This window comes from Streptomyces sp. NRRL B-1347 (assembly GCF_000720325.1).
GTDB lineage: Bacteria > Actinomycetota > Actinomycetes > Streptomycetales > Streptomycetaceae > Streptomyces.
Map to the genome: position 1 here is coordinate 506,164 of NZ_JOJM01000003.1, position 23,524 is coordinate 529,687.

Genomic DNA, 23,524 nt, shown 5'->3' on the forward strand with positions numbered 1-23,524 from the left:
CACATCGCGTGCACACCCCCACGGGAGCTCCCGAGAAGTCCCAGGTAGAGGCGGGAAGTTCTCCTTCACCGGCAGGTACTCCAGAGCCCTCGACGCGGCAGGTCAGAGCCTCGGCAGAAGCCGGGTGAGTGGGAACCTCCAGTTCGAGCGCAAGGGCCAGGGCGTGGGCGGCACGTTCAAGCGCGCCGTCACGGGCGAGGGCGTTCCGCTGATGACGGTGCGCGGCCAGGGCGAGGCGTGGTTCGCCCACGAGGCGCACAACTGCTTCCTCGTCGACCTCGAACCGGGGGACGTGCTCACCATCAACGGCCGCAACGTCCTGTGCTTCGACGCGAGCCTGTCGTACGAGATCAAGACCGTGAAGGGCTCGGGCATCTCCGGCGGCGGCCTGTTCAACACCGTCTTCTCCGGCCACGGCAGGCTCGGGCTCATGTGCGAGGGCGAGCCGCTGGTCATCCCGGTCTCGCCGAAGGAGCCGGTGTACGTGGACACCGACGCGGTGGTCGGCTGGACCGCCAACCTGGAGACGTCGCTGCACCGTTCGCAGTCCATCGGCTCGATGCTGCGCGGCGGCTCCGGCGAAGCCGTGCAGCTGATGCTCCAGGGCGACGGCTACGTGATCGTGCGTCCCAGCGAGGCCACCCCGTCCAAGCCGCAGCAGCACTGAGCCGGGCGGCCGGCCACCTCGGGGGCGACCGGCCGCACCTCGTTCAGCGGCAGACCGCGGGCTCGCCCCGGTCGGCCGTGCCCGCCACCGCGGTCCCGCTCTTCGCGCGAGCGAGCCGCGTGCGCAGCATCGGCAGGCCGCACAGCGTGAGGAGCAGGGCAAGGGCACCCGCGACCACCGCCACCGAGACGCCCGCCGTGGCGCCGAGGTGGTCGTAGACGACGCCGGTGACGGCCGCGCCGAGTGCCACGCCGCTCTGAAGGCCCGCGATCATCCAGGTCATGGCCTCCGTGAGCTTGTGCTCCGGGGTCGTGCGCTCCACCATGCCCATGATCACGACCATGGTCGGCGCGAAGAAGACCCCGGCGGCGAACACCACCACGACCATCCCGCCGACGCCGTCCACCAGGAGGAAGGGAAGGGTCGTCAGGGCCGTGCCGGTCACGCCGATCAGGAGCAGGCGCGGCAGCGGCACGTCGACGCGGCGGGCGCCGAAGAGCAGCCCGGAGATGCCGGATCCGATCGCGTACACGGCGAACACGAGCCCGGCGAGCGACTTGTTGCCCGCGTCCTCGGCGAACGCGAGGCCCATCGTGTCGACCATGCCGGGGATCGCGCCCCCGCACAGCAGGATGAGCGCGAGGACGAGCACCGGCGGCGAGGAGACGGCCGACGCGCCGCCCTCGGCGGTGCGCGGCTTGACCGGCGGTTCGGTGCTCTTCTGCGGGACGAACAGCGCTACCCCGACCAGCAGGAGCAGCCCCGCCACCATCGGCGCGGCCTGCGGGAACAGCGCCGTGGAGAGCACCACCGCGAGCGCCGGACCGATCACGTACGTCAGCTCGTCGACGACGGACTCCATGGAGTACGCGGTGGTCAGCTGCGGCCTGCCCCGGTAGATCTCGGTCCAGCGGGCCCTGACCATCGCGCTCATGCTCGGCATCAGGCCGGCGAGCAGCGCGCAGAGGAACAGCGTCCACCGGGGCGCCCCGGAGGCGGCGCACAGCAGCAGGCCCGCGAGCCCGAGCACGCTGACGCCGGTGGCGACGGGGAGCACCCGGCTCTGGCCGCGCCGGTCCACCGCCTTGGACACCTGCGGCCCGAGGAAGGCCATGGAGAAGGTGAAGGCGCCCGCGACCAGGCCTGCCAGCGCGTACTCACCCGTCGTTTCGGACAGCATCGTGAGGATGCCCATGTGGGTGAGGGGCAGTGGGAGGCGGGCGACGAGCCCTGCGGAACTGAACGCCTTCGCCCCCGGAGCGGAGAAGATCTCGCGGTATGCGTGTGCCATTGCCTGTCCTGTCGTGGAATCGGCCCTCGGCCCGTCGGGGCATGCGCGGCACCCGGTGCGCACACCCCCACGAGCAACAACCGGGACTATCGTTCCACTTTCTATCACGCCCCGCCCCGGGCGCGGCGGCTACGCCTCGGCACGCGGCTCCAGGCGGCTGCCGCGGGGCATGGTGACGGACATGATGTCGCTGGGGCCGTCCAGGGCGATGCGGTGCCAGCGTCCGCGCGGCACGATGACGGCGGCCCCGGCCGCCACCTTCACCTCCGCCTCACCCTGCCCGGGATCCCCGGACTCCTCCGGGCGGAAGTACAGGCGTATCCCGCCCGCCAGACAGGCCACGACCTCTTCGGCGTCGGGGTGCATCTCCCAGTGATCGCCGTGCACGTCGGCGTCGGTCTCGACGTGGAAGGTCATCACCTGCCAGCCGTCCCAGGCGGAGTCGAACACCGGGCGCTCGGCGCGCACTTGGCCGCCCTGGTCGAGGCGGATGAAGGAGGCGAAGAGGTCGATCGGGGTGACGGTCATGCCGGAGTTCCTTTTCTGCGGGGCTGCTTCATGGGACGTGCTTCAGCCGGCCAGGCCGCGGCGCAGGGCCGCGCCGAGTTCGGCGTTCTGCCGCTGGGACACATCGGCACTGAGGAGCGCCTGCGAGCCGTGGAACGTACCGGCCCACTGGTGCAGTTCGACCGGTACGCCCGCCCGGAGCAGGCGCAGCGCGTACTCGATGCCCTCGTCGCGGTTCGGGCAGAACTCGGCGGTGGCGATGTAGGCGGGTGGAAGCCCGGTCACGTCGTCGGCGCGCGAGGGCGCGGCGTACGGCGTGGCCTCGGCACCGCCCAGGTAGTGCCGCCACGCCTCGGTGACCTTGCCGCGCGTCATCCAGGGCGTGTCCGTGAACTGCCGTGCCGACCACGTCGCTTGGCGGTCGTCGAGCCCCGGCTGGTTGAGCAGCTGGAAGCGGATCGCCGGGCCCTGCCGGTCGCGCGCCCGCAGCGCCACGGCGGCCGCGAGCCCGGCACCGGCGCTGTGGCCTCCGACCGCGATCCGCTCCGGGTCGACGCCGAGGTCGGCCGCGTGCTCGACCACCCAGTTCAGCACCGCGTACGTGTCGTCGAGGGCGGCCGGGTGCGGGTGTTCGGGCGCCAGGCGGTAGCCCACCGAGACGACGGTCTCGCCGGAGCTCTCCGCGATGCGGGAGGCCCACGGGTGCTCGGTGTCCACGTCGCCCATGACCCAGCCGCCGCCGTGCATCCAGACGACGGCGCCCCGCGCGCCGTGCGGGCGGTAGATCCGCACGGGCACTCCGGGGTCGCCGGGCACCGTGCGGTCCTCGATCTCCATGCCCGAGGTGTCCGGCGCCGGTACGGCGGCGGCCAGCTCGGCGAGGTTCTTGCGGGCGACGACGGGGTCGGTGAAGTCGGCCCGGGGGATCAGCGGGATGAATGCTTCGAGTTCGGAGTCCATGTCGGCCATCCTCACGGCCGCGACCGGCCATGAGCAGCCGCCATCCGTCGGGCAACTTCCCCGTTTCACGCGCCGATCGGCGCCAACCCCGGTCCGCACCCCCGCTCGACCGGCCCCTGGGGCACCCCACAGCGCGCGCCGAGCCGGACTTGACACCCACGAGATTCATTAATCAAGTTTGATTAGTGCGCCTTCACGGTATACCCTTCTCCGCGTGGTCAAGTTTGACTACGTGGATGCGCGAGAGCCTCATCAGCAAGGGAGCCCGAATGATTCATCTGCCCGACACCGGATACACCCCGACCGCCGAGGACCGCGCGAGCCTGGACGCCTGGTTCGCCGCGTACGACGAGGCGAGCGGCAAGCGTGATGTGGAGCGCATGGCCGACATGGCGGTGTTCCCGCTCAACCTGGTGAGCGACGACTCCGCGGGGACCGGCCGGTCGGCGCAGTGGGACCGGCAGCAGTTCGTCGCCACCATGACCCAGGTGATGGGCGACGGCAGCCAGGACATCACCTTCGAGTCCGTCCGGACTCCGGTGTTCCTCTCCGCCTCGATGGCCGTGGTCTTCACCGACTCGACGATGACGGCGGACGGCCGCACCCAGCAGCTCCGGTACGCCGACATCCTGCTCAGGCGGGACGGGACCTGGGCGTTCCAGACCATGATCCAGGGCGGCTGGGGGGACAACCTGTAACACCGCGACCGCCGCGCGGACGTACCTCGCTGCGCCGGACGCGCCCTGTCGTAGCGGACGCGCCTCGTCGTAGCGGACGCGCCTCGTCGTGCCGGGCAGGCCCCGTCGTACCGGACGGTGCCGGACGGGCCTCTAGGACCGGCGCCTGCGCCGCACGACGAGAAGGGCGCCCACGGCCGCCACGGCGACCGCTCCCCCGGCGACGGCGACGGTCGTGGCGCCATTCCCGCCACCACTGCCGCCGTCGCCGTCGTCGTCGGCTTTGGCGGCGCACTGCGGACCGTCAATTGGTCCGCCCTTTTCGACGGTCACTTCGCCCGCCCGCGTGCTCTCCCCCGGATGCACCGGCTCGGCGAAATGCACGGCATACGTACCGGGCTTGGCATCACAGCGGATCCGGGCGTGCGCCGCGAACGAAACCTTGCCCGTGGACTTCAGCTCCACCGGCTTCCCGAACACCTCGGAACGCAGGGTCGCGCCCTCGTCGAGTTCCGGATTCACCAAGGACAGCGCGACGCGCTCCCCAGGTCGCGCGGCACCCGGAGCAACCGTCAACTCGCCGCTGCCGCCTGGGTCCGCGGACGCGCTCGGAACGGCCACTGATGCGGCCGCGAGCAGCAAAGCCCCCACAAAAGTGGCGCGTACACGTGACATAAGATGCAGTCCTCGGGTTCGGATTACCAGGGTCGATTCTGGTGACGGGATCCGTAATGAGCGATCTTACCGGGGGGATTTGCGAGCAGTGCACGGACTGCCGCCGCTCGCCGTTCGGCACGCGATCGCGGGCGAACACCGAGTTCTCCCACCACCACGCAACAGAAGGGGAGCTGTGCGCATTTCCCGTTGGTCCCGGTCCGTCGCCGTGGGAACGGGCGGCGTCGTCCTCGCCGCCCTCGCGACCACCGCGTCGGCGCAGGAATCCATAGCCGGGCCGGGAGGCCCCCGGCCGGAATCGGACGGGACGCCGGGTGGCGTCAGCGCGTCCGCTCCCCCCAAGAGCGGTGCCGACTGGACGGCTGAGGACGCCGCGGACTTCTGGACCACAGGGCGCATGGAGTCGGCGACCCCGGCACCGGCCGCCAAGGACCCCGCGCCCGGCAGCGCGCGGCCGGGCACCACCGCGAAGGCCACGGCGAGCGCCGTCAAGGCTCCGCGGACGCGCGCCGCGGCCGCCGCGCCCTCCGCCGCGTACTACAAGGGCGCCAAGACCGTCGGCGTCCTGTACTACGTCGACAGCGGCATGACCGCGCACAGCTGCACGGCGAGCGTCGTGCACAGCCCCAAGGGCAATCTGATCCTCACCGCCGGGCACTGCGGCCCCGGCAAGAAGCACGCCTTCGTGCCCCAGTACCGCACGGGCAAGCCCGCGGCCCAGCAGCCGTACGGCATCTGGGCCGTCGACCGGTTCTTCAAGGACCCCCGGCACACCGACACCGGCCCCGGCTCCAACCTCGACTTCGGCTTCGCGACCCTCAAGCCCGACCGGAACGGCCGTCACATCGAGCGGCGCACCGGCGCCAACACCCTGACGCGGACGCCGGGTTACCGCGTCCCGGTCACCGTCATCGGCTATCCGAAGGCGAAGTACGACCCCAAGGACCGGGCGGTCAAGTGCCGCGCGACGACGGACCGCCTGCCCGGCTACAAGCAGCTGCGCATGAAGTGCGCGGGCTTCCACGGCGGCACCTCCGGCAGCCCGTGGCTGATGAACTTCGACGAGCGGACCCAGAGCGGCCAGGTCGTCGGGAACCTCGGCGGCGCGGGCGGCGGCGGGTCGAGCAGCTCCGTCTCGTACGCGCCGTTCTACGACGACGAGGTCTTCAAGCTCTACGACGACGCCGTCGCCGACGCCGCCAAGGTCGAGCGCCCGCCGCTGCCCTACGCGCTCGGCACCGGCGAGACCTGGCAGCACGCCAAGCAGCTGGCTTCCGGCGACTACACCGGTGACGGAACGGCCGACCTGCTCGCCGTGTGGGCCGGCGGCGAGGTCACCCTGCACACCGGCGACGGCAAGGGCGGCTTCAGCGCCCAGCGCCGCCTGCTGGCGCCCAACGGCACCTGGAAGCACGCGGCGGCGATCACCGGCGGCGACTTCACCGGCGGCAGCCGCTCCGACCTGATCGTGCGCTGGTCCGACGGCGAGGTCACGCTGTACCCCGACGTGTCCGCGGCGGGCTTCGGCCGGGAGATCCGGCTCGCCAAGGCCAAGTCCACCTGGAAGCACGCCACCCGGATCACCGGGGGCCGCTTCAGCGGCAACAAGCGCGCCGACGACCTGGTCGTCCGCTGGAGCGACGGCGAGCTCACCCTCTACCGCGAGGCCGGCGACGGCTTCAAGAAGGAGACCAGGCTCCAGAAGCCCAACGCCACCTGGAAGCGCGCCGCGCTCCTCGTCGGCGGCGACTTCACCGGCCGCGACCGCTGGGACGTCCTCGTGCGCTGGTCCGACGGCAAGCTCACCCTGCACCAGGACGTGGGCACGGGCGGTCTGGGCCGCAAGACCCAGCTGCGCGGGGCGAGCGCGCTGTGGAAGCACGCCAAGGTCGCGACGGCGGGCGGGTACACCGCGGGCGGCCGCCCCGACGACCTCGTCGTCCGCTGGAGCGACGGCGAGGTCAGCCTCTACGCCGACACCACGACCCGGCTCGGCACCGAGCGGAACCTGGTACCGCCCAGGACGACCTGACGCGCGTGCCGCCACCGGGACCGGTGGCGGCGCCCGTCGTGCGCCGACCGGGTAACGTCGGCGGCAACGGCGCGCGGACGCGGCAGGCGAGGTACGCGCGCACGAACGCGGGAGAACCACCCTGAACGAGCCGACCACGGAGCCGACCACCGGACCCGTCACGGAGCCCGTGACCGACGGCCGCCGCGCCAAGGGCGAGCGGCGGCGCCGGGCACTCATCGAGGCCACCGTGCGCGTCATCGCGCGCGACGGCGCCGCGGGGGTCACCCACCGCACGGTGGCCCGCGAGGCGGAGCTGCCCACGACCGCCACGACGTACTACTTCAGCAGCATCGACGCGCTCCTCACGGCGACGCTCACCCAGTGCATGGAGGAGGACTCCGCGCGCATCGAGGCCCTCGTGGCGGCGCCCGGCGGCGCCACGCGGCGGGCGCTCGCCGAGCTCATGGCGGAGATCCTCAGCCCGCCGGGGCATCTGCTCGCGGAGTTCGAGCTGTGTCTGCTCGCGGTGCGCCGGCCGGAGCAGCGGGCGGCGACCCGGCGCTGGCAGGAGGCGCTCGCCTCGTTCGCCCGCCAGTTCACGCACGAGCCGCTGCGCGTGAAGCTCTTCGCCCAGGCCTACGACGGGCTGCTGCTCCAGGGCCTGCTCGCGGACAAGCCCCCGACGGCCGACGAGTTCGAGGAACTGCTGCAAGAGCTCCTGCCGGACCCCGCGGGCGACCGCGGCGGGGCAGGCTCCGCGGACGCGCGGTAGCCGCTCCACCGGGCCGCGCGCGGTCTCGGCCCACCGCGCTGTCAAGGTCCGACACGCCCTCGACTACAGTGGGCCGCGGGCCGTGACTGGCGCTGAGGTGGAGCACCACCGGGGAGCGGCCTGACGCAGATGTCGATGCCGTGCGCCTGGGCGACTGGTCAAGCACGCCTGGAGGCGGCCATGTCCCCGACCACTTCGACGGTCCCTGCCCAGCTCATGGACGGCACCGCGCTCGCCCGCCGCGTGGGCGAGGAGACCGCGGCCCGCGCAGCGGAGCTCACCCGGCGCACGGGCGCCGCGCCCTGTCTCGCGACCGTGCTCGTGGGCGAGGACCCCGCGTCGGTCACCTACGTCCGCATGAAGCGGAACCGCTGCGCCAAGGCGGGCATCGTCTCGCGCCACGTCGCCCTGCCCGCCGAGACCACGACCGAGGAGCTCGTCGCCACCCTCGGCGCCCTCTCCGATGACCCGACCGTGCACGGCATCCTGCTGCAGCACCCGGTCGGGGAGCACATCGACGAGCGCGCCGCGTTCGAGGCGATCGCGCCGCACAAGGATGTCGACGGCGTCACGCTGAGCTCCTTCGCCGCGATGAGCTTCGGGCGGCCCGGCTTCGTGTCCTGCACCCCGGGCGGGATCATGCGGCTGCTCGACGCGTACGACGTCGACCTCGCCGGGAAGCGGGCCGTCGTGGTGGGCCGCAGCGCGATACTCGGCAAGCCGGTGGGGATGCTCCTGCTCGCCCGGGACGCGACCGTCACCTACTGCCACTCGCGCACCGCCGACCTCTCCGCGCACCTGCGCGAGGCGGACGTCGTCGTGGCGGCCGTGGGCAGGCCCGAGCTGATCCGCGGCGAGGACATCAAGCCGGGCGCGGTCGTCATCGACGCCGGGTACAACCCGGGCAACGTCGGCGACGTCGACTTCGACGGCGCCCGCGGCCGGGCCCGCCTCATCACGCCGGTGCCCGGCGGCGTCGGCCCGATGACGATCGCGGTGCTCCTGGAGCAGACGGTGGCCGCGGCGGAGCGGCAGCTGGAGGCGCGCCCGGCACGGTGACGCCCGTGCCCGTGCCCCCGCCCCGTGCCCGTCCCTCCATCTGGTGCTTTCAACGGGTGTTGACCCGCTGTTGACCAACTGCCCCTAATTTCCCAGACGTTGCGGTGACAGCCCGTCGCCGCAGGGTCACCAGGGGGTTCGATGCGTCGCAAGAAGGCTCTCCTCGCCACGGGCGCGGCAGTGTTCAGCATGGCGTTACTCGGCACGGCCGGGCAGGGCGCGAACGCCGACGAGGCCGACCGGAAGACGGTCGCCGTGGCGGAGGTCGTGGGCAAGGACGCCGCGCGCAAGATGGCCGAGCAGCGGCCGCTCGTCGCGGCGGCCGACGTCATCAGCGCGGCTCGGGACCGCGGCCGGTACGAGGGGTTCACCGGCATCGCCCTGGAGCGGGACCGCGTCGCCCTGTACTGGAAGGGCGCGCTGCCCGCGAAAATGCGCGAGGCCGTCGCCGAGGCACGCGGCAAGGCGCGCGTGCGGATCGTGGCGGCCCCGCACTCGCTCAAGGAGCTGAAGTCCGCGTCGGCGCGGCTCCAGGAGCGGCTGCGGGCCAACCCCTCGCTCGGCCACACCGTGAAGATCCCGACGGACGGCAGCGGGCTCGTCATCGCCGCCGACCCGGGCCGCAGGGCGGCCGCCGCCGCACCGCGCGCGGCCGCCGCCCTCGAGGAGGACCTGGGCGTGCCGGTGCGCACCGTCCGCGAGGGGAAGATGAAGGAGCGCAGCCGCAACAACGACTCCTACCCGTGGTCGGGCGGCGCGCTCCTCAAGAAGAACGGCGTCGGGAACTGCACATCGGGCTTCGGCGTCCGCAACAACACCGGCGCGCAGTTCATCCTCACCGCCGAGCACTGCGGCAAGGCCGGTGACCGGTACACCAACGGCGCCGACCAGTACATCGGCACTCCGGGCCCGGCCAACGACCCGCACGACATCATGCTGATCCCGACGTCCGACGTGGACAACTTCATGTACACGGGCGGCCCCGACGACGAGCGGGGCGTACGGGTCGAGGGCTGGGGCCAGGTGTACACCGGCGAGTACCTGTGCCAGTCCGGCGCCACCAGCGCCGCGGAGACCGGCGGCCCCGTCTGCAATCTGAAGGTGCTGTACTTCTACAACGACTCCGAGGACCTGGTGGAGGCCGAGCAGATGGACGGCCGGACGCCCCTGCGCGGCGGTGACAGCGGCGGTCCCGTCTACTCGGGTGCCGCCAACGGGGGCGCGATCGCCAAGGGCACGTCGACCCGCTCGCTGGGGTCGAAGATGGCCTTCCAGGACTTCGAGACGGCCTCGCGCGACTTCGGGGTGTGGATCGACAAGTAGGCCCGTGGCGCGGGGCGTTCACAGCGCCTCGCGCAGCAGCTGCACCGGGTGCCACGCGGTGCGCTCCGTGCCGTGGAAGATCTGCTGACGGCACGAGGCGCCCGTGGCGACCACGACGGTGTCGGCGGAGGCGGCCCGCACGGCGGGGAAGAGACGGTCGGCTCCGACGGTCATCGAGAGGTCGTAGTGCTCGGACTCGAAGCCGAAGGAGCCGGCCATGCCGCAGCAGCCCGCGTCCAGTTCGGTGACCTCCACTCCGGGGATGCGGCGCAGCAGGGCCACGGTCGCCGCCGTGCCGACCTCCGCCTTCTGGTGGCAGTGCCCGTGGTAGAGGAGGGTGCGCCCGTTCAGCCAGGAGTCGGGGCGCAGCGCGAGGCGGCCGTCGTCGACGGCGTCGCCGAGCAGCTCCTCGATCTGCTTCACCCGTGCCGTGACCGCCTCGCGGGCGGAGTCGAGGGGCAGCAGTGCGCGGTGCTCGTCGCGCAGGGTCATCAGGCAGGACGGTTCGCAGCCGGTGATGGGGGCGTCGGCCGGGGTGGTCTCGGTGAGGCGGTGGACGAGCTGGAAGGCCTTGTCGCTCGCGTCGTCCAGGAGGCCCTTGGACAGGCTGGCCCGGCCGCAGCAGCCGCCGCTCTCCAAGTGCACGTGCCACCCTGCGTGTTCGAGGAGTTCCACGGCGGCCCGGCCGATCTCCGGCTCGGTGTACGTGGTGAAGGAGTCGGCGAGCAGCACGACGGTGCCCTGGGTGGCCGTCGCGGCGGGGGTGTGACGGCCGAACCAGCGGACCAGGTTGCGGCGGGCGTAGCGCGGCAGCGGGCGGTGGCGGGTGATGCCGAGGGTGCGCTCCAGGAGGCGGCGCAGGAGCGGCAGGCGGCCGGGCAGGTTGGACAGCGGGGCGGTGGCCGAGCCGAGGCGGTTGAGCGTCCGGATCGCCCCGAAGATCCGGGAGCGCAGCGGGATCCCGTGCTCGTCGTGGTGGTGCGCGAGGGCCTCCGCCTTCAGTGAGGCCATGTCCACGCCGAGGGGGCACTCGCTCTTGCACGCCTTGCACATCAGGCACAGGTCGAGGACCTCGTGCAGCCGCTCGTCGCCGAGCGCGGCGTGCGGGTCGGGCGCGGACAGGGCCTGGACGAGGGCGCCCGCGCGGCCCCGGGTGGAGTCCTCCTCGTTGCGCGTGGCCATGTAGGAGGGGCACATGGCGCCGGTGCCGGACTTGCGGCACAGACCGATGTTCATGCAGCGGTCGGCGGCCGCGCGCATCCCGCCCGCCACGTCGAAGTCGAGCCGGGTGCGCAGGCCCGGCGCGGGCGGCAGCGCCGCGTCGCGCAGGTGTTCGGTCATGGCGGGGGCGTCCACGATCTTGCCGGGGTTGAGCCGGTTGTCGGGGTCGAAGAGGCCCTTGACCTGGCGCATCGCCTCGTACAGCGCGTCGCCGAACAGCTCGCGGTTGAACTCGCTGCGGGCCAGGCCGTCGCCGTGCTCGCTGGAGTTGACGCCGCCGTACTCGGTGACCAGGTCCTTGATCTCCTCGGCGACCTCGCGCATCGTCCTGCGCTGCTCGGGGTCGGTGACGTCGAGGAACGGCCGGATGTGCAGACAGCCCACCGAGCAGTGGCCGTAGAAGCCCGCGGTGAGGCCGTGGCGGTCGAGGACCTTCTTCAGGCGTGCGGTGTAGGCGGGCAGGTGGACGGGGTCGACGGCGGTGTCCTCGATGAAGGCCAGGGGCCGCTTGGTGCCCTCGCTCGCGGCCATGAGCAGTCCGAGGCTCGACTTGCGCACCTTCATCAGGGCGGCCTGGTCGGCGGCGGTGACGGCCCTGAGGGTGTGGTATCCGTGACCGTGCCGCTTCCACAGGGACGTCAACCGGTCCAGGCTGCCCAGGAGTTCGCGCTCGTCGTCACCGGTGAAGGAGACGAAGAGGAGTGCGTCCGGGTCGCCTTCGAGGACCGTGGAGAGGGAGGCGTACTCGATCTTCTGCCGGGACAGGTCGAGGATCGTCCGGTCCATCAGCTCCACGGCCGCCGGATCGCAGGCGAGCGCGTCCTGGGTGGCCTCGATGGCCCCGGCGACCGAGGTGAAGTGGCCGACGGCGAAGACCGTGTGCACCGGTTTCGGTACGAGGTCCACCAGTGCCCTGGTGGTGACGGCCAGGGTGCCTTCGGAGCCGACGACGAACTTCGCCAGGTCGAAGGGGGCATCCTCGCGGGCGAGGCGGTCGAGCCGGTAGCCGCCCGCGCGCCGCCAGTGCTGCGGGAAGCCGTCGGCGATGGCGGCGGCGTGGGCGGCGACGAGTTCGGGCAGTTCGCGGTGGATGCGGCCGTCCAGGGTGTCGAGCCCGGCGCGGCCCGCGTGTTCCTGGGCGGTGAGGGGTGCCAGGTGCGCGGTCGTCGCGTCGGAGAGCACCACGTCCAGGGCGCGCACGTGGTCGATGGTCATGCCGTAGCGCAGGGAGCCGCTGCCCGCCGAGTTGTTGCCGATCATGCCGCCGACGGTGGCGCGGTTGCTGGTGGAGGTGTCGGGGCCGAACATCAGGCCGTGCGGTGCGGCGGCGCGGTTCAACTGGTCCTGGACGACGCCGGGTTCGACGAGGGCGGTGCGGCCGTCCGGTTCGAGGGCGACGATGCGGCGCATGTGGCGGGAGAGGTCGAGGACGATGCCGGGGCCCGTGGTCTGCCCGGCGAGGCTCGTCCCCGCGCCGCGCGGGACGACGGACACGCCGTGCTCGACGGCGGCGGCGACGGCGGCCCGGACGTCGTCGGCGTGGCGGGGGAAGACGACGCCGAGCGGTGTGATGGCGTACATGCTGGCGTCGCGGGCGAACAGATGGCGGCTCACGGAGTCGAAGCGGACCTCGCCGTCGAGGTCGGCGCGCAACCGCCGGGCGAGCTCGCCGCCGAGCTCGTCACGCTCGGCCTCCGTGCTCTCGCTGCTGGATGTCATACGACACGCTCCGGGGGCGAAGGGGCGATGGGCGTACGGGACTTGGGGGTACGGAGGCCCGGGGGCGGCGCGGGTCCGCGGGCGTGGCGGACCCGCGCCCCCGGGGCGCGGCGGCGCCTCAGGTGGTGCGGAGGTGGTCGAGCGCGGCGGCGAGGCCGTCGGGCCCGACCGCGATCCCGGCGAGCTCCAGGCCCATCTGCACCCCGGCGAGGGTCCCGGCGAGGGTGAGGTCGTTGAAGTGGCCGAGGTGGCCGATGCGGAAGACCTTGCCCGCGAGCCGCCCGAGTCCGGTGCCCAGCGACATGTCGAAGCGCTCCAGGACGATCTTCCGTACGGCGTCCGCGTCCTGGCCGTCCGGCAGGAGCACGGCGGTGAGCGAGCCGGAGTGCTCCCTGGCGTCGGCGCACAGCACGTCGAGTCCCCAGCCGCGCACGGCCGCCCGGGTGGCGGCGGCGTGCCGGGCGTGCCGGGCCCAGACCTGCTCGACGCCTTCCTCCGCGAGCATGGCCAGGGCTTCCGCCAGGCCGTAGAGGAGGTTGGTGGCGGGCGTGTACGGGAAGAACCCGGCGGCGTTCGCGTCCAGGATCGGCGCCCAGTCCCAGAACGACCTGGGAAGGCGGGCGGTGTGGGACGCCTCGATCGCCTTGGGGCTGACCGCGTTGAAGCCGAGGCCCGGCGGCAGCATGAGCCCCTTCTGCGAGCCGGTCACCGTCACGTCGACGCCCCACGCCTCGTGGTGGTACTCGATCGAGGCGAGCGAGGAGACGGTGTCGACCAGGAGCAGCGCGGGGTGCCCCGCGGCGTCCAGGGCAGCGCGGATCTCCGGCACGCGGCTGACGACGCCGGTCGAGGTCTCGTTGTGCACCACGCAGACGGCCTTGACGCGGTGGGCGACGTCGGCGGTGAGGAGGTCGGCGGCGGCCTCGGGTGAGGCGCCGTGGCGCCAGTCGCCGGGCACGAACTCGACCTCCAGGCCGAGGGATTCGGCCATGTCCCGCCACAGGGTGGCGAAGTGGCCGGTCTCGAAGCACAGCACGCGGTCGCCCGGGCTGAGCGTGTTGACCAGGGCGGCCTCCCAGGCGCCGGTGCCCGACGAGGGGTAGACGACCACCGGGGACGTCGTGTCGAACACCGGCTTGAGTCCGTCGAGCACGCGGCGGGTGAGCTCGGCGAACTCGGGGCCCCGGTGGTCGAGGGTGGGCGCGGCCATGGCGCGCAGAACGCGGTCGGGAACGTTGGTGGGTCCGGGAATCTGCAGGAAGTGACGGCCGGTCCTGACGGTCATCGCGCGAATCTCCCCTCCACGCTTGTGCCGTGACACGGCACAGCGTATCGTGATGCGGCACGGTGGAGCATAGGTGCGGGTGTCGACGACGGTCAACGGTGTTGTCGTACGCAGCCGTTGGAGCCGCCGATGCGCCACCCTGAGAGCGGGCCGACGCGGCGCTCACCGAGCGGACCGACACCAGACCTCCGGGGGGAACCCATGCAGAACGTCGTCAACACCCTGCGCGTCCTGGAGGAGTTGGCGACGCGCCAGCCCGTCGGGGTCGCCGAGCTCGCGCGGGCCATGGAGCTGCCGAAGAGCACCGTGCAGCGCGCGCTCGGCACGCTGCGCACCGCGGGCTGGATCAGACAGACCGGCACCCCGCCCACGCGCTGGACCCTCACCACGAAGGCGCTGCTCGTCGGCCGGCAGGCCACGGGCGAACTGGGCCTGCGGGACGTGGCGGTGCCGGTGATGGAGGAGCTGCGCCGCGCCGTCGACGAGACCGTGCACCTCGCGGTGCCGGAGGGCGACCGGGTGGTCCTGGTCGAGCGCCTGGAGACCACGCAGCCGGTGCGGATCGTGCTCCCGCTCGGCCAGCACCTGTCGGGCCACGCGTCCGCCAACGGCAAGGCCATCCTCGCGGCCCGCACCCCCGATGCCGTCGAGCGGTACGTCGCGGAGGGCCTGACCCGGTTCACCGAGGCGACCATCGGCGACCCGGAGGCGCTGCGCGCCGAACTGCGCGCGGTCCACGCCCGCGGCTACGCGCTCAACGAGGGCGAATGGCGCGCCGACGTCGCCGCGGTGGCCGCGGCGATCCTCGGCCCGGACGGCACACCCGTGGCCAGCATGAGCATCAACCTGCCCGCCAGCCGCTGCGACCGGAAGCGCCTCGAAGAGCTGGGCGTGCACGTACGAGCGGCGGCCCGCGAGATCAGTACGGCACTCGGATACGAGGCACCCCGCACCGCCTGAACGCCCCAGGAGCGACGCGCCGAGGCCCGAAAAGCGATGTGGCCGCACCCCCTTGACGGGCCGTGACACCCGTCACATACTCGCCAACGTCGCCCTGCGAGTTCCGCATAGCGGAACTCAGAGTCCGTGCTGCGGATATTCGAGCCCGGTGCGCCCGGCACTCCACCACACCCTACGACGCTCGTCACGCCCCCTACGACCCACGACCGACCCACGACGCTCCAGCACGCCCTGCTCCAGCTCCCTGCCGCTCCGGGGCCGTATCCGCCTGCCCACGCACGTGACCCTCCACCCGCTACTCGGCCGCAGTCCGAAAGGCGAGGACGTGTCATGACAGACCATCTCATCGCGATCGGCGCACTGGTGCTCGTCTTCGCCGTCGCCACGTTCACCTCCGTCCACATGGGAGCGCTCGCGCTCGTCGCGGCGTTCGCCGTCGGCTCCACCGTCGCCGGCGAGAACTCGGACGACGTCTTCGGGGGCTTCCCCGGGGACCTCTTCGTCGTCCTCGTGGGCGTCACCTTCCTGTTCGCCGTCGCCAAGAACAACGGCACCATCGAATGGCTCGTGCACGCCGCGACCCGGGCCGTGGGCGGCCGCATCGCCCTCATCCCCTGGGTCATGTTCCTCATCACCGCCGCGCTCACCGCGGTCGGCGCGGTGGTGCCCGCGGCGGTCGGCGTCATCGCCCCCATCGGCATGAGCCTGTGCGCCCGCTACCAGATCCGTCCCCTCCTGATGGGCCTGCTCGTGGCCAACGGGGGCTGCGCGGGCGGCTTCTCGCCCGCCAGCGTCTACGGCTCCATCACCAACGGCGTGGTCGAGCGCAACGACCTGCCGAGCAGTCCCGCGCTGCTGTTCGCCATGACGTTCCTGTTCAGCGTGGCGCTCAGCGTCGTCGCGTACTTCATGTTCGGCGGGCGGCAGCTGCTCGGGCGGCGCGCGCAGGCCACCGATGCGGCGGCCGGGCCCTCCGGACCGCCAGCAGTGGCTGAGCCCGGTGGCGCCTCGCCGGGCTCAGCCGGTGGCACGCCCTCGGGTGCGGCACCGGCGGGCGGCACCGCCACCGCGACCGTCGCCCTCGCGAAACCGGCCCCGGCGCCCGGTCTCGACCTCTCCCGCTCCCTGACGCTGCTCGGCCTGCTCGGCATGGTCGCGGGCGCGCTCTTCTTCGAGTGGAACGTCGGGCTCATGGCCCTGACCGTCGTGGTCGTCCTCACCCTGGTCGACCCCGACGCCGCCAAGGGCGCCGTCGACCGGTGCGCCTGGTCCACCGTGCTGCTCGTCTGCGGTGTCGTCACCTTCGTCGGCGTCATGGAGCGCATGGGCACCATCGAGTGGCTCGGCGACAGCGTCGCCAAGATCGACTCGCCGCTCCTCGGCGCCCTGCTGATCTGCGTGGTCGGCGCCGTGGTCTCCGCCTTCGCCTCCACCACGGGCATCCTCGGCGCGCTCATCCCCCTCGCCGTCCCCTTCCTGATGGACGGTCAGGTCAGCTCCGTCGGCCTGATCATCGCCCTGGCCATCTCGTCCTCGGTGGTCGACTCCTCCCCGCTGTCCACCAGCGGCGCCCTGGTCACCGCCAACGCGCCCGAGGAACAGCGCCCCCAGATCTTCAACGCCCTGATGCGCTGGGGCATGTCGATGACCCTCGTCGCCCCGCTCGCGACGTGGGCACTGTTCGTGATCCCCGGACAGGTCTGAAGGCCTGAACGCGGAGAGCACGCCGAGCGCGCTCCCGGGTTTCGCCCGCGTCGGCCACGGCACCCCCTTAAGGAGCCAGCTTCCAGGTTCCCCCGGACCAGGCAGCACGCGACCGAGCTGGCCTCGGGCGCCGGGCACGACCGCTTCGGCTTCACCCTGGGACTGATCCTCGACGGCCTGGCACCATGAGGCACGACCCGCACGCCGAAAGGAACCGCTCCGCGATGCCCGCCGTACAGCTGCGCCACTCCGTCCGCGCGATCGTCCTCGACGAGCGGGAGCGCGTCCTGCTGTGCAGGTGCGTGCTCCCCGACGAGGTCGTCTGGATCACTCCTGGCGGCGGCATCGAAGCGGGCGAGACTCCACGCGCCGCGCTGCGCCGCGAGGTGCGGGAGGAGGTCGGGCTGGCGGTCGAGGGGACGCCGCCCCACGTCTGGCACCAGGAGATCGTCGCCCCCGGCCACGCGGCAGGCTATGACGGGGTGATCAACGACTACTACCTCGTCCGCACCCGCTCCTTCCGGCCCGAGGGGGCGTTGTCGGACGAGGAGTTGGCCGCCGAGAACCTCGCGGGGTTCCGCTGGTGGCGCCTCGATGAGATCGCCGCCTACCAGGGCCCCGACTTCTTCGGCCCCTCCGGCATGGCCGCGCTGCTGGCCGACCTGCTCACCGGCGGAGTGCCCGAGCGGCCGCTGTCGATCGGGCCGTGATCAGCCGACGGCCGTACGCTCGCCGGAAGCGTCGTGGTCGTGCTCCTCGCGCAGGAAGTCCAGGAGCAGCGCGGTGATCTCCGCCGGGCGTTCCAGGGAGGGCAGATGGCCCGCCCACGGCAGTTCCCGGTGCCGGGCCCGGGGCAGGAGGCCGGGGAGTCCGGCCGCGATCTGCCGGAAGTCGGACAGGTCGTGGGCACCGCCGACGGCGAGGGTGGGGGCGGTGACGGCCCGGAGGTCGAGCGCGGGCTCCGGGAGTTCGTGGTCGGCTTCCCCGTCCTGGTCCGACGGGTGCGCGGCGAACCAGTTGGCGAAGTTCTCGCGCTGCATCCGGGTCACCAGCCTCCGGGTCTTCCCGTCGGCCTCCGGGCCCAGCCACGTACGGGCGTTGAAGGAGGCCGCGGCGTCCAGCTCCCCTTCGTCGATGAGGCCTTCCTCAGCCTCGGCGAAGGCCTGGAGCGCCGGGCTCGGCTCGTGTCCGGGGCGGCCCGCGCAGAGCAGCGCGAGGGCGGTCACCCGCTCCGGGCGCAGCGCGGCGATCCGCAGCGCGACCCGGCCGCCGTACGAGGAACCCACGAAGGCGGCTTCGGCCACGCCCAGGGCGTCGAGCAGCGCGAGGACGTCGTCCTCGTCGGAGTACGGCGCGGTGGCCGCGGGAGACCCGCCGCAGCTGCGGAAGTCGGCGCGGACGACGCGGAACCCGGCTTCGGCCAGCGGGCGCCACTGCGGCTCCCACATCCGGCGGTCGCAGACCGAGGAGTGCAGCAGGACAAGGGCGGGGCCGTCGGCCGGGCCGTCGACGTCATGAGAAAGGATCACCTCCGCATCCTGGCAGAACGGCCCCGGCCCGCCGAAGGAATTTCCGGCGGACCGGGGCACGGGCACCGCCCGGTGCGGGGCGGCGGGCTCAGTCGCGGAGGTCCTCCACGGCGGGCACCACGACGCCGAACAGATCGGTGACGGTGGTCAGCGCGGCCGCCTGCAGGGCGGCCGCGGGCACGACCGTGCCGTCCGGTGCGGCGAGCGCCCGGGTGGCGGTCGCCTCGGCGACGACGGTGGGCCGGTAGCTGAGGTTGAAGGCGCCCTGGGCGGTGAAGGCGACGCACATGTGGGTCATGAACCCGGCGAGCACGAGGTCACGGCCCTCGCCCGGCGCGACACCCGCGTCGCGCAGCGCCTTCTCCAGGTCGGTGGCGTGGAAGGCGTTGGGGACCTGCTTGACCACGACCGGCTCACCGGCAGCGGGAGCCACCTCGTCGCTGATCGAGCCGATGTGGGCGCGGATGTCGTACGGAGTGTTCTCGCCGCCGTCGTTGACGACGTGGACGACCGGGATGCCAGCGGCGCGGGCGCGCTCCAGGAGCCGGGCGCCCGCGGCGACGGCCTGCTCGGCGCCGTCCAGGGTCATGACGCCGGTGCGGTAGGTGTTCTGGAAGTCGATCATTATCAGGGCGGACTCGCTCAGCCGGGGCGGCTGGTTGTCCAGGCCGATCACGTCGCGCAGGGTCGTGGCGGGGTGACTGGTGCTCATCGGGGAGCCCTTCTCGGGTTTTCGGGCAGGGCGAGGCCTCGGCCTGGCGCCCGCGCCGGTGGACGGGGTCTACAAAGAACGGGGTCTACAGAGAAAGGAAGGAAAGGGACGCCGTCAGGCGGTCCTGGTGCGGAAACGGCGGCGGTAGGCCGCCGGGGTGGTGGCCAGCTGTCGCCGGAAGGCCCGGTGCAGGGTCTCCACCGAGCCGAGCCCGGCGGCGGCCGCGACCTGGTCGAGCGGGCAGTCCGTGGTTTCGAGGAGCCGCCGGGCGACCTCGATGCGGACGCCCTCGACGTAGGCGGCGGGGCTGGTGCCCGTCTCCTGGGTGAAGACGCGGGCGAAGTGCCGCTCGCTCAGACACATCCGGGCGGCCAGGGCCCCCGCCGACAGGTCCTCGTCGAGGTGGTCGGCGATCCACAGGCGCAGCTCGTCGATGTCCCTGCGGCTGGTGCCGGAGCGGCGCAGCGGCACGGAGAACTGGCTCTGGCCGCCCTGCCGTTTGAGGTAGACCACCAGCTGCCGGGCCACCGCGAGCGCGGTCTGCTCGCCCTGGTCCTCGGCGACCAGGGCGAGGGCGAGGTCCAGGCAGGCGCTGATGCCCGCCCCGGTCCACAGCCGCCCGCGGTCGGCCCGGACGAAGATGGGGTCCGGGTCGACCGTGACCTCCGGGTGGTCGGCGGCCAGCTGGGCCGCGGTCGACCAGTGGGTGGTCGCCGTCAGCCCGTCCAGGAGCCCCGCCGCGGCGAGGAGGTGGGCGCCCACGCACACGGACGCCACCCGCCGCGCGTGCGGAGCGGTGGCCTTCACCCACTCCACGACGGTGGTGTCGATACGGGCCACGGGCCCGTCGTCGGTCATGTCGACCGCGCCCGGCACCAGCAGGGTGTCCACCTGGTCGCCGACGTCGTCGAAGGCCACGTCGGTGAGCAGCCGCACCCCGGCCGACGTCCGGACCGCTCCGGCGGTCGGCCCCGCGAGGCTGACCCGGTATCCGGCGCGGCCCGCCGTCTCCCGGTTGGTGAGGGCGAACACCTCGGCCGGGCCGGTGACGTCGAGGAGGTCGACATCGGGGAAGACCGCGATGACGACCCGGTGGGGAAGGGGCATGTCCTTATGCTCACCCGCGCAACGGATGGCCGCAATGACGATTCCCTGTCACATCCGGACACGCGACCGAGGGGGTCCGTTCCGGCGCTACGCCCGTGTGAACGGCGTGTGGCGGCGCTCCGACAGCGTCCCGGGGCCCGTTGACGGCGCCGAAAGTCCGGTGCTCAACTGTTCGCATGCCGTCCTCGCAGCCGCTGGTCTCACGCGAGCACATCGACCTCTGTCGGGTGTGTTCCGCGGCGTGTTCTGGCGTGGGCGCCCTGCGCGGCTGATCGGCCCTTCGGGCCTCGTCCTCAAGCGCCGGACGGGCTCCGTCGGTCGCCCATGGCCGTTCCCCCCTGATCCTCGTCGGGTGTTTCCCGGCCCGTCGGTCCTTGTCCTCAAGCGCCGGACGGGCTCCCCCTGTTCATCCACGCACGAAAGGCTCGCCATGCCCGTGGAGTTCCTCGGTATCGCCGCGACCAACGACGGCTCGGAGATCCGTCCGCGCTCCGGTGCCGCCTTCGACAAGCAGTACACGCTGCGGCTCGCCCGGGCCCACGAGGACCACGGCTGGGACCGGGTGCTCTTCGCCTACGGCTCCGGCTCCCCGATCCCCGCGGCCGCCGCCGGGTACCTCGCGGCGAAGGTCGAGTCGCTGCAGATCCTGCTCGCGCACCGGCCGAACGTGTCGTACCCGACGTACGCGGCACGGACGTTCGCGACGCTCGACCAGGTCAGCGACGGGCGGCTGACCGTCCACTTCATCACCGGCGGCAGCGACCACGAGCAGCGCCGCGAGGGCGACACGCTGAGCAAGGACGAGCGCTACGCCCGCACCCGCGAGTACATCGAGATCGTCAAGAAGGTGTGGACGCGGCACGAGGCCTTCGACCACGAGGGCGCGCACTACCGCTTCCAGGACTTCGTCAGCGACGTCTTCCCGGTCCAACAGCCGCACCCGGGCGTCTCGTTCGGCGGTTCGTCGCCCGCCGCCTACGCGGCCGGGGGCGCCGAGGCGGACGTCTACTGCCTGTGGGGCGAGCCGCTCGCCGAGACCGCGCAGCAGATCGAGGAGGTCACGCGGGCGGCACGGGCCGCGGGGCGTGCCGACGTGCCGCGCATCCAGGTGGCGTTCCGGCCGATCATCGCGCCGACCGAGGACCTGGCCTGGGAGAAGGCGCACCGCACGGTGGGCGCGATCCGCGAGCGCCGGGCGGGCGGGCAGACCCTGACGCGGCGCCGCTCCCCCGGCGCCCCGGAGAACACCGGCTCGCAGCGGCTCATCGCCATCGCCGAGCAGGGCGAGCGCTTCGACCGCGCGCTGTGGACGCCCACCGCGGCCGCGACCGGTGGCGCGGGCAACTCCAACGCCCTGGTCGGCACCCCGGAGACGGTCGCCCAGGCGCTGCTCGACTACTACGACCTCGGCGTGGACATCCTGTCCGCGCGCGGCTACGAACTGCTCGACGACGCCGTCGACTTCGGCCGGTACGTCATCCCGATCGTCCGCGAGGAGGTCGCCAAGCGCGACCGCGAGCGGGCCGAGCGCGGACCGCAGACGCTGGAGCGCACGCTGAGCGGACTGGCGGTGGCGGGATGACGTCCGCCGCCCCGGCGGCCTCCGCGCTCCAGGCCGAGGACGCCGGGCCCGAGGCCGGCGCCGAGCTGAAGGTGGTCCCGGCACGGCACTACTGGCGCTGGGCCGCGGGCGTCGCCGTCCTCGTCCTGGCCGCCCAGTTCGCGCACGGGCTCGTCACCAATCCGGCCTGGGAGTGGGAGGTCTTCTTCCGCTACCTGACCGCCGACAGCGTGCTGCGGGCGGTCTGGGTGACCCTCCAGCTGACGGTGTACGGCACGGCGCTCGGCTTCGCCCTCGGTCTGGTCGTCGCCCTGATGCGCCTCTCGCGCAGCCCGCTGCTCTCCGGCGCGGCCTGGCTGTACGTCTGGGCGTTCCGCTCCATCCCGCTGATCGTGCAGCTGCTGTTCTGGTTCAACCTGGCGTACTTGTACGAGGAGTTGGGCATCGGCGTCCCGTTCGGGCCCGTCGTGTGGAGCTTCGGCACGATGCACCTGGTCGGGGCGATGTCGGCGGCCGTCATCGGGCTCGCGCTGCACCAGGCCGCGTACGCCGCCGAGATCCTGCGCGGCGGCTTCCTCGCCGTCGAGCCGGGGCAGCTGGAGGCGGCCGCCGCGCTCGGCATCCCCCGGCTCCGGCAGCTGCGCCGGATCGTCCTTCCGCAGGCGATGCGCTCGGTCCTGCCGAACGCCGCCAACGAGATCGTCTCCTTGTTCAAGGGCACCTCCATCGTCTCGGTGATGGCGATCGGGGAGCTCTTCTACCAAGTGCAGGTGATCTACGGCCGCAACGGCCGGGTGGTGCCGCTGCTCATGGTCGCCACGGTCTGGTACATCGTCCTGACCACGCTGCTCTCCGTCGTCCAGTACTACGTGGAGCGGCACTTCGCGCGCGGCGCCGACCGCACTCCCCCGCCGACGCCGCTCCAGCGCGCCCGCGCCTTCGTCCGCACCCTGAAGACCTCCTCTCACCAACTGACACCCCTCTGGGAGAAGCGATGAGCACCGCCCCCGTGATGGTCGACGTCCGCGGCGTCCACAAGAGCTTCGGCGCGCACGAGGTGCTGCGCGGCATCGACCTCCAGGTGCGCGCCGGTGAGGTCACCGTGGTCATCGGCCCCTCCGGCTCCGGCAAGTCCACGCTCCTGCGCGCCATCAACCACCTGGAGAAGCTCAGCCGGGGCTCGGTCAGCATCGACGGCGAGCTGATCGGCTACCGGCGGCGCGGCGACAAGCTGTACGAGCTCAAGGAGCGCGAGATCCTGCGCCAGCGCACCCGGATCGGCTTCGTCTTCCAGAACTTCAACCTCTTCCCTCATCTGACGGTCCTGGAGAACGTCACCGAGGCGCCCGTCTCGGCGCTGCGCCGCCCGGCCGCGGAGGCCAAGGACCGGGCGCGGGCCCTGCTCGACCGGGTGGGGCTCTCCGACAAGGCCGACGCCTACCCCCGGCAGCTGTCCGGCGGCCAGCAGCAGCGCGTGGCCATCGCCCGCGCGCTCGCCCTCGACCCGCAGGTGCTGCTCTTCGACGAACCGACGTCCGCGCTCGACCCGGAGCTGGTCGGGGAGGTCCTCGACGTCATCAAGGACGTGGCCCGGGCCGGTACGACGATGATCGTCGTCACGCACGAAATCGGCTTCGCCCGCGAGGTCGCCGACACCGTGGTCTTCATGGACGACGGCGTGGTGGTCGAGCAGGGCCCGCCCGGGGACGTCCTCGACCACCCGCGGCACGAGCGCACGCAGGCGTTCCTCTCGAAGGTCCTGTAGGCCCTGGTCCGGCAGG

20 protein-coding genes, 1 pseudogene and 1 riboswitch are annotated in these 23,524 nt (G+C 72.6%); of the genes and pseudogenes, 12 read left to right on the top strand and 9 right to left on the bottom strand.

Annotated features, from left to right (window positions below):
• Nucleotides 1–130: 130 nt before the first annotated feature.
• Nucleotides 131–667 (top strand): annotated as a pseudogene (locus IG74_RS0104840) (AIM24 family protein); the annotation flags it as partial.
• A gap of 43 nt (nt 668–710) precedes the next feature.
• Here the strand turns inward: IG74_RS0104840 and IG74_RS0104845 are convergent.
• From IG74_RS0104845 to IG74_RS0104855, 3 genes are all read right to left on the bottom strand, one after another.
• Nucleotides 711–1,958 (bottom strand): MFS transporter, encoded by a 1,248-nt coding sequence (locus IG74_RS0104845; protein WP_051854541.1) that lies wholly within the window; start codon nt 1,956–1,958, stop codon nt 711–713.
• Between the two features lie 129 nt (nt 1,959–2,087).
• The gene (locus tag IG74_RS0104850; protein ID WP_030670086.1) at nt 2,088–2,486 is read right to left on the bottom strand and encodes a cupin domain-containing protein; all 399 of its coding nucleotides are present in this window, start codon (nt 2,484–2,486) and stop codon (nt 2,088–2,090) included.
• A gap of 42 nt (nt 2,487–2,528) precedes the next feature.
• Nucleotides 2,529–3,425: an alpha/beta hydrolase gene (locus tag IG74_RS0104855; RefSeq protein WP_030670090.1), complete on the bottom strand. Its 897-nt coding sequence runs from the start codon at nt 3,423–3,425 to the stop codon at nt 2,529–2,531.
• A 269-nt stretch (nt 3,426–3,694) separates the two neighbouring features.
• Between IG74_RS0104855 and IG74_RS0104860 the strand changes: the two genes are divergently transcribed.
• Entirely contained in the window at nt 3,695–4,123 is a 429-nt protein-coding gene (locus tag IG74_RS0104860; protein WP_030670093.1) for a nuclear transport factor 2 family protein, read from the top strand.
• 132 nt (nt 4,124–4,255) lie between these two features.
• Here IG74_RS0104860 and IG74_RS0104865 read toward each other — a convergent pair whose 3' ends face one another.
• Complete coding sequence (locus IG74_RS0104865) at nt 4,256–4,744, bottom strand: hypothetical protein (RefSeq protein WP_158857458.1); 489 nt, start codon at nt 4,742–4,744, stop codon at nt 4,256–4,258.
• A 208-nt stretch (nt 4,745–4,952) separates the two neighbouring features.
• Here IG74_RS0104865 and IG74_RS0104870 point away from each other — a divergent pair, with 208 nt between their 5' ends.
• The 4 genes from IG74_RS0104870 (at nt 4,953) to IG74_RS0104885 (ending at nt 9,945) form a co-directional block, all read left to right on the top strand.
• The gene (locus tag IG74_RS0104870; RefSeq protein ID WP_234334213.1) at nt 4,953–6,809 is read left to right on the top strand and encodes a trypsin-like serine peptidase; all 1,857 of its coding nucleotides are present in this window, start codon (nt 4,953–4,955) and stop codon (nt 6,807–6,809) included.
• A gap of 169 nt (nt 6,810–6,978) precedes the next feature.
• A complete protein-coding gene (locus IG74_RS0104875; protein ID WP_078868577.1) occupies nt 6,979–7,563 on the top strand; it encodes a TetR/AcrR family transcriptional regulator in 585 nt (194 codons plus the stop codon).
• Between the two features lie 72 nt (nt 7,564–7,635).
• Nucleotides 7,636–7,722, top strand: a riboswitch (ZMP/ZTP riboswitch).
• A 21-nt stretch (nt 7,723–7,743) separates the two neighbouring features.
• Complete coding sequence (locus IG74_RS0104880; protein ID WP_030670104.1) at nt 7,744–8,622, top strand: bifunctional 5,10-methylenetetrahydrofolate dehydrogenase/5,10-methenyltetrahydrofolate cyclohydrolase; 879 nt, start codon at nt 7,744–7,746, stop codon at nt 8,620–8,622.
• A 141-nt stretch (nt 8,623–8,763) separates the two neighbouring features.
• A complete protein-coding gene (locus IG74_RS0104885) occupies nt 8,764–9,945 on the top strand; it encodes a trypsin-like serine protease (RefSeq protein WP_030670107.1) in 1,182 nt (393 codons plus the stop codon).
• An 18-nt stretch (nt 9,946–9,963) separates the two neighbouring features.
• On the opposite strand, the gene IG74_RS0104890 is transcribed toward IG74_RS0104885, so the two are convergent.
• Together IG74_RS0104890 and IG74_RS0104895 are read right to left on the bottom strand one after the other, a co-directional pair.
• A complete protein-coding gene (locus IG74_RS0104890; RefSeq protein ID WP_030670110.1) occupies nt 9,964–12,885 on the bottom strand; it encodes an FAD-binding and (Fe-S)-binding domain-containing protein in 2,922 nt (973 codons plus the stop codon).
• A gap of 118 nt (nt 12,886–13,003) precedes the next feature.
• Nucleotides 13,004–14,170, bottom strand: coding sequence for a pyridoxal-phosphate-dependent aminotransferase family protein (locus IG74_RS0104895; RefSeq protein WP_030670113.1), 1,167 nt, complete (start codon nt 14,168–14,170; stop codon nt 13,004–13,006).
• Between the two features lie 201 nt (nt 14,171–14,371).
• On the opposite strand from IG74_RS0104895, the gene IG74_RS0104900 reads away from it, so the two are divergent.
• The 3 genes from IG74_RS0104900 (at nt 14,372) to IG74_RS0104910 (ending at nt 17,544) form a co-directional block, all read left to right on the top strand.
• Nucleotides 14,372–15,130, top strand: a complete 759-nt coding sequence (locus IG74_RS0104900; protein WP_030670116.1) for an IclR family transcriptional regulator — start codon at nt 14,372–14,374, stop codon at nt 15,128–15,130.
• A 330-nt stretch (nt 15,131–15,460) separates the two neighbouring features.
• On the top strand, nt 15,461–16,834 hold the full coding sequence (locus IG74_RS0104905; protein WP_030670119.1) for an SLC13 family permease: 1,374 nt from the start codon (nt 15,461–15,463) through the stop codon (nt 16,832–16,834).
• Between the two features lie 224 nt (nt 16,835–17,058).
• Nucleotides 17,059–17,544 carry an NUDIX domain-containing protein gene (locus IG74_RS0104910; RefSeq protein WP_030670121.1) on the top strand — a complete coding sequence of 162 codons (486 nt, stop codon included), beginning with the start codon at nt 17,059–17,061 and terminating at the stop codon, nt 17,542–17,544.
• Here the strand turns inward: IG74_RS0104910 and IG74_RS0104915 are convergent, their stop codons facing one another.
• The 3 genes from IG74_RS0104915 to IG74_RS0104925 all read right to left on the bottom strand — a co-directional run bounded on the left by IG74_RS0104915 (nt 17,545) and on the right by IG74_RS0104925 (nt 20,182).
• Entirely contained in the window at nt 17,545–18,363 is an 819-nt protein-coding gene (locus IG74_RS0104915) for an alpha/beta fold hydrolase (protein WP_051854544.1), read from the bottom strand. It lies immediately after the preceding gene.
• Between the two features lie 88 nt (nt 18,364–18,451).
• The gene (locus IG74_RS0104920) at nt 18,452–19,075 is read right to left on the bottom strand and encodes a cysteine hydrolase family protein (RefSeq protein WP_030670125.1); all 624 of its coding nucleotides are present in this window, start codon (nt 19,073–19,075) and stop codon (nt 18,452–18,454) included.
• Nucleotides 19,076–19,189: 114 nt separating this feature from the next.
• Nucleotides 19,190–20,182 (bottom strand): GlxA family transcriptional regulator, encoded by a 993-nt coding sequence (locus tag IG74_RS0104925; RefSeq protein ID WP_030670127.1) that lies wholly within the window; start codon nt 20,180–20,182, stop codon nt 19,190–19,192.
• Between the two features lie 430 nt (nt 20,183–20,612).
• Between IG74_RS0104925 and IG74_RS0104930 the strand changes: the two genes are divergently transcribed.
• Genes IG74_RS0104930 through IG74_RS0104940 form a run of 3 tightly spaced genes read left to right on the top strand, consistent with a single transcriptional unit; the run spans nt 20,613 to nt 23,508 of the window.
• The gene (locus IG74_RS0104930) at nt 20,613–21,764 is read left to right on the top strand and encodes an LLM class flavin-dependent oxidoreductase (RefSeq protein WP_030670129.1); all 1,152 of its coding nucleotides are present in this window, start codon (nt 20,613–20,615) and stop codon (nt 21,762–21,764) included.
• A complete protein-coding gene (locus IG74_RS0104935; RefSeq protein WP_051854545.1) occupies nt 21,761–22,741 on the top strand; it encodes an amino acid ABC transporter permease in 981 nt (326 codons plus the stop codon). Before IG74_RS0104930 ends, IG74_RS0104935 begins: the two co-directional genes overlap by 4 nt.
• On the top strand, nt 22,738–23,508 hold the full coding sequence (locus tag IG74_RS0104940) for an amino acid ABC transporter ATP-binding protein (RefSeq protein ID WP_030670133.1): 771 nt from the start codon (nt 22,738–22,740) through the stop codon (nt 23,506–23,508). Before IG74_RS0104935 ends, IG74_RS0104940 begins: the two co-directional genes overlap by 4 nt.
• Nucleotides 23,509–23,524: the final 16 nt, after the last annotated feature.